This window comes from Acetomicrobium mobile, from assembly GCF_937920065.1.
The window spans coordinates 1-5701 of the sequence record NZ_CALETC010000142.1; the positions used below are offsets into that span (position 1 = coordinate 1).

A 5701-nucleotide genomic window follows, 5' to 3' on the forward strand; every position below is an offset into this window, starting at 1 on the left:
ATTAACAAATGGTAATTAAATACAGTGGTAAGGGGTTTTCTCGAATGATGCTGGATAACACCTTACCACTAAAACCACCTGACAAAGTCAGGCGATCATTCCCGAATTTTGCATTAATCTCATTAACCTATAGTGCGTTCCAAAAATCGCAAGAAATTTCCTCCAATGATGCCCGCAATTTCTTTCTCACCGATTCCACGCGAAACGAGTTCAGCCGTAAGCTCAAAACTTCTGGCATGTCCTTTGATGCAATCATAATTACGTTTTTCTTCAACTTGCAGAGAAGCCTCGCGAAATTCATCGCAGAAATCAAAACCATAACAAACATGATCAAAAGAACCTACAAGACCGCAGATATGATCCACATGGTCTGCCAAGTCTCTTGCGCAAACTTCTTCGTTTGAATCTTTGACGAACTCGTTGCAGGCGTTCATCCCGATGATGCCGCCACTACTAGCTATTTGTAATATCTGTTCATCCGTAAGATTTCGCATGGATTGCGCCAAGGCCCTGCAATTTGAATGTGAGGCAATGACTGGCTTTTCATAAAACCGCAAGACATCTTTTAGGCCCTCATCGTTAAGGTGACTAACATCGATATACATTCCTAGGCTTTCTGCCTCGCGAAGTAGCTGGACTCCAAAGTTCGTGAGCCCACCTTTTTGGCCCTCTTCTTTAGCTTCAAAATGACAACCGTCTGCTGCGTAATTTCTCCTGCTCCACGCGATCCCCAACCCCCTCACGCCTAATTCGTAAAATATTCTCAAAAGGTTTATATCGTTGCCCAAAGGCTCTGCCCCTTCAAAGGAAAGCAGTATTGCAACCATGCCGGCAGATTTTGCTTCTTTTATTTCCCCTACGTTTCGGCACAGCGAAAAAAGGCCGGGGCTTTCTTCCATCTCTTTGTAAAATAAACTTATGTAGTCCAAGGCTCTCCTCAATGCCATTTCCGGCAAATATTCGTCCGACACAAATAGCGATGATACTACAAGGTCTATACCTCCTTCTTTAAATACGGGAATGTAGCGGTTTTCTATGACCTTTGATTCTCCCCTTTTACGCCAATCCCATACTAAGGGTAAAAGATCAAAGTGTGCATCAGCTACGAAGTATTTTTCATGAAGACGTTTTGCTGTTTCAATGCGATCGTATTTCACCTTTCCTTAACCTCCTCGGAAGGTAATTGGGCTTACTTTCAGCCCGCACCAACTTCATTGCAACGAAAGTCCAGATGATTATATAATACAAGAACAAATCTTTAAAGAACGGGGACCTTAACGTGTGCGAAGATCTTATCCGCGGCGTTACAGCCGTCATCTTGGCTGGAGGTAAAGGAAATCGATTAGGATGTAATAAGGCTTTGCTAAAGATTGGGGATACCTACCTTTTAGAAATTCTCGTAAGCAACATCAAAGCGATGTCTGACAGGATTCTACTCGTTGTTTCGCCACATGACTACAATCACTTGCTCTCAATTCATTCCTCACTGTTTTCGTCCAACTGCGTAAGCGTGATATGCGATTCTATTCCAAACCAAGGGCCTTTGCTCGGGTTAATAGAAGCTCTAAAATGGTCGGATGAGGAGTGGATTTTTCTCGTTGGATGCGACATGCCTTTCATCGAGAAACCTTTGGTTAGGCTCATTTATCAAAGCCGAAAAAAGGGTTCGCAAGTCCTGGTGCCCCAATTAAACAATTTTTTAGAACCACTTCATGCCTTTTACCATCGCTCCTGTTTAAAGGCAGCTGAGACGGCATACAAACAAGGCAAAAGGAAGATAAAGGACTTTTACCCCTTCGTCAATGTGTCTGTTCTCGAAGAAAAGGCGATGAGAGTGATAAAAGATTATCAAATCTCTTTTTTCAATATAAATAGCACCGAAGATTTACAAAGAGCACAAAAAATATTTTCCTGCATTCAGAAAATGTCAATGGAGGAAGCGATTCTAATCGAAGGGACTGATAGTAACAGGTAAGCAGTAGCCACGTAATTGCACGGTTAATTGCCCCGGAATGTTATGCCCCCCTTTTGTGTTCATGTTTTGTGCCCATTCATTTAATTTAACAATGAGAGATATGAGAGAAAATATAGCCTTTTGTAAGTATCCTCCTACAATAAGATAGGTTGCATAGAGGTAAATTCGCAGAAAATGTATCTTTATTTATATAGGAGGTGGCTATAGTCATGAGGAGAGGTAAATGGATCAAGAGGTGGAGTGCGGCCTTTCTTATTCTTTTTGTTCTTTCAAGCGCATCACTAGCAGTAACAGTCGCGCCAGTATTACGTTCTGATAAAGGGATAGTAGCCGCAGCACATCCTCTTGCGGCCCAAGCTGGGGCAGAGATTCTTGAAAAAGGTGGCAATGCTGTAGATGCTGCTATTGCAGTAAGTTTAGCTTTAGGAGTGGTGGAACCATACGCTTCGGGACTAGGCGGAGAAGGTTATCTGGTTGTTCAAATGAAAGATGGACATCGTTTTGCACTGGACTTCAGAAGCACGGCTCCTAAATTGGCTACTTATGAAAATTTAGAGAAAAGTGGCATGACTCTCAGCGAGGCAGCCAAAACGATTAAAGGAGCTTGCGTTCCAGGTGTACCTGCCGCTATTGAGTATGTTTACAAAGAAGCAGCGACTATGAAACTGGAAGATATTGCTCTTCCCGCTATTCGATTTGCCGAGGAAGGTTTTGAAGTCAATCAAACTTTTGCAGGTATAGTAGCTGATAATTTTGACAGGCTTCAAAAAAGTGCGCCTGATTTCCTCAATGAAGGGTTGCCTTGGGAAAAAGGAGATATTTTCAAAAACCCAGCCTTGGCAAAAACAATTCGGGCCTTTGCTAAAGAGGGGGCATCCTTGTTCTATCGTGGATCCATTGCCGACAAGATAGACGCATACATGAAAAAGAATGATGGCTGGATTCGCAAAGAGGACCTAGAAGCTTATAAAGTCGTCAAAAGAGATCCACTACATGGACATTACAGAGGATATGATATTTACGTACCGGGAATGCCTGTCGGTGGTCCACGATTGCTGGAGACCCTCAACGTTCTCGAAAAATTCAACCTATCCGCCCTTGGATGGGATGATCCCTTGCGGCTGCACATTATGCAAGAAGCCTTTATCTTGACAGCAGTGGATCAGCAGGCTTATGTAGGTGACCCTCTTTTTGACCCTGATCTGCCGGAGGCAGGGTTGCTGAACAAAGATTATGCCAAGACTCGTATGATGGCAATAGACCTCTCTCAAGCATCAGAACCTGAGACGTGGAAAGATCTCGTAGGAGATCCTGCCTACTTTGAAAATGAGGAGAGCTTCTCGAAGATTCTTCTTCAAATGGAATTCGAAAAGGAGGAAGAAAAGGTTGCTGCTCTAAGAGAACTTGTTCTCGAATCTCCTTCCACAACTCACTTTTCCATTATCGACAGGTGGGGCAATGCAGTGTCGTGGACACAGACAATTTCTTCTTTCTTCGGTACGGCATGCTGGGTTGATGGCTTCTTTATCAACAATGAGCTTGGAAACTTTAAAAGTGCACCTGCTCCTGGCGACCCGATCCATATGGAACCGGGGAAACGACCTCGCACAAACATCGCACCTATGATTATTGAAAAGGACGGAGAAGTGAAGTGGGTTTTAGGTTCTCCTGGTGCAAGTCGCATCGTTTCTACATTAATTCAGATTATTGTAGACCTTGCGGATTTTGATATGAGCCTTGAGGAAGCCGTTAAAGCACCCAAATTTGTAGGATATATCTCATATCCGGAAATAAGGATGGAAAAGGGCTACTCAGAGGAAACAATAGCTTGTCTTGAAAAAATATTTGGCCATGTTGTTAAATTGCAGGAATATCCCGATCTCTTTTTCGGGGGACCTAATGTGGTTGGAGTTGAAGAAGATGGAACGCTTATCGGTGTTGGCTCCGTGCGCAGAGGTGGAGCAGCGGCAGCACCAGAAAAATAACGAGGGAGATGCAAAATGTCAGTGTTAAAAATGAAGACTTTAACTAGGAAATTAGTCGTTGCGTTCGTAATGCTCCTGCTTGTTTCATCCACAAGTCATGCTGCCTTTTTCAGGCCGGATGTTCGGCCTGGGTACGGGGTAACATCTCAAGGATGGCTTTCCGACTATTGCGAATCGCTGCGTGGCACTAACCTCGACACACCGGTTTTCTTCCTCGACAGTGGCAAGTCGGGTGCTAGCGCTCTTGTACTTGGCGGTACTCACCCTAGGGAACTGGCTGGCGTAACGTCAGCTACAATGCTTGTTGAAAACTGCGAAGTCAAGGTAGGACGCCTTGTCGTTATTCCGTGCCTCAATGTTAGCGGAATGTCCATTCCTGATCAAAATGGAAAAGTTCCACATTTCCTACCTATAGAGAGTCGCTCTGGCCTAAGATATCTTCCTTATGGGGATCGCTACGTAGACATTCAAGACCAGGGGCAGCCAGATCCGGAAAAGTTCCAGCACTTCTCTGGATACGAAATCGACGATGGAGCGGAATCGCGAAACATCAATAGGAACTACCCAGGCAAAAAAGACGGAACTCCGACTGCTCAAGTAGCTTTTGGAGTGATGGAGCTAATCAGAAAAGAGAAAATCAATTTTTCTATAGATCTCCACGAGTCAGGAACGCCAGATTACTTTATCGATAGAAAAAACGGAGAAGTAAGTCCAGGTAGCCGACTAGCTTATATGCTAGTGTGCAACCCCAAAGCTTTAGAAATCGGCGCTGAAACTGTCCTGGCCTTAGAAGAAAAGGGGATTTCCTTGAAAGTAGACCAATCTAATCCTGAATTCCGTGGTTTAAGTCATTTAGAGATTGGGAATGCTACGGATTGCTTATCCTTTCTTTCCGAAACGCCCAATCCGGGGCAGGATACCTGGAGAGAAGCCCCAGATGTTCTCTTCGATCCCGATTATCCCTTGAAGATGCGGGTGGGGATATGTGTGGAAGTTGTAAAATCTTTGGCCGACATCTACGGCGAGACAACAGGCAAGAAGCTTGTGATGGAAAATGTTCCATCTTACGAAGAGCTACAGAAAAAAGATGTGGGAGCGTTCCTCAACTAGGCTTCTTTTTATGCAAATTTAAACCGATCATTTTTTATTGGAGGTCTGTCAAAAATGTATAAAAATAAAATTTTTCGATTAATCCTTTCTTTTCTATTTGCAATTTTATTCTGCCAGGTTGCCTTCGCGGCGAGCAATATAGCTCTTACTTCTGCGGGCCAGAGCCCTGATGCCATGATGGTCAAGGTTGTCTTGAAAAAAATGGACGTGGAAGTGGACTTCGATTCAGCTATGGACCCCGCAGCTATTAAAGACAATCACAAGGTTCTAATTGTTGTTGTAGGGGGCAGCTCAAAAGGTCTTGGTGCCGCAGGAATAGATCAGGATCAAGAGAAGGCTCGGATAGAAGAAATATTGAAGATTGCCAACGAAAAGGGATTAAAAATTCTCGTGATGCATGTTGGTGGAGCATCCCGTCGCGGAACACTTTCTGATCTTTTTCTCGATACGGTAGTACCTCATGCAGACTATGTTATCTATGTAAAAGGAGCCAATGAAGACGGATATTTCACTAAAGTTTCTGAAGAGAAAAAGATCCCTGTAGAGGAATCCGAAACCATCCGCGCACTTGATGAGCATCTTAAAAAAGTTCTGGGAGAGTGGGGGGTTATTTAGCCTTGCCGGCTATAGT

General features: G+C 43.9%; 5 protein-coding genes. 4 read left to right on the forward strand and 1 reads right to left on the reverse strand.

Annotated features, from left to right (window positions below):
- Nucleotides 1-122: 122 nt before the first annotated feature.
- Complete coding sequence (locus Q7P41_RS05580) at nucleotides 123-1157, reverse strand: dipeptidase (RefSeq protein ID WP_303882799.1); 1035 nt, start codon at nucleotides 1155-1157, stop codon at nucleotides 123-125.
- A 122-nt stretch (nucleotides 1158-1279) separates the two neighbouring features.
- On the opposite strand from Q7P41_RS05580, the gene Q7P41_RS05585 reads away from it, so the two are divergent.
- The 4 genes from Q7P41_RS05585 (at nucleotide 1280) to Q7P41_RS05600 (ending at nucleotide 5685) form a co-directional block, all read left to right on the forward strand.
- Entirely contained in the window at nucleotides 1280-1975 is a 696-nt protein-coding gene (locus Q7P41_RS05585) for a molybdenum cofactor guanylyltransferase (protein WP_303882800.1), read from the forward strand.
- Between the two features lie 209 nt (nucleotides 1976-2184).
- Nucleotides 2185-3960 carry a gamma-glutamyltransferase gene (ggt, locus tag Q7P41_RS05590; protein ID WP_303882801.1) on the forward strand — a complete coding sequence of 592 codons (1776 nt, stop codon included), beginning with the start codon at nucleotides 2185-2187 and terminating at the stop codon, nucleotides 3958-3960.
- 15 nt (nucleotides 3961-3975) lie between these two features.
- Nucleotides 3976-5070, forward strand: a complete 1095-nt coding sequence (locus Q7P41_RS05595) for a deacylase (RefSeq protein WP_303882802.1) — start codon at nucleotides 3976-3978, stop codon at nucleotides 5068-5070.
- 54 nt (nucleotides 5071-5124) lie between these two features.
- On the forward strand, nucleotides 5125-5685 hold the full coding sequence (locus tag Q7P41_RS05600; protein WP_303882803.1) for a DUF6305 family protein: 561 nt from the start codon (nucleotides 5125-5127) through the stop codon (nucleotides 5683-5685).
- Nucleotides 5686-5701: the final 16 nt, after the last annotated feature.

Coding starts and splice junctions, on each gene's coding strand:
- Q7P41_RS05595 (WP_303882802.1), top strand. CDS start 3,976: ATGTCAGTGTTAAAAATGAAGACTTTAACTAGGAAATTAGTCGTTGCG.
- ggt (WP_303882801.1), top strand. CDS start 2,185: ATGAGGAGAGGTAAATGGATCAAGAGGTGGAGTGCGGCCTTTCTTATT.
- Q7P41_RS05600 (WP_303882803.1), top strand. CDS start 5,125: ATGTATAAAAATAAAATTTTTCGATTAATCCTTTCTTTTCTATTTGCA.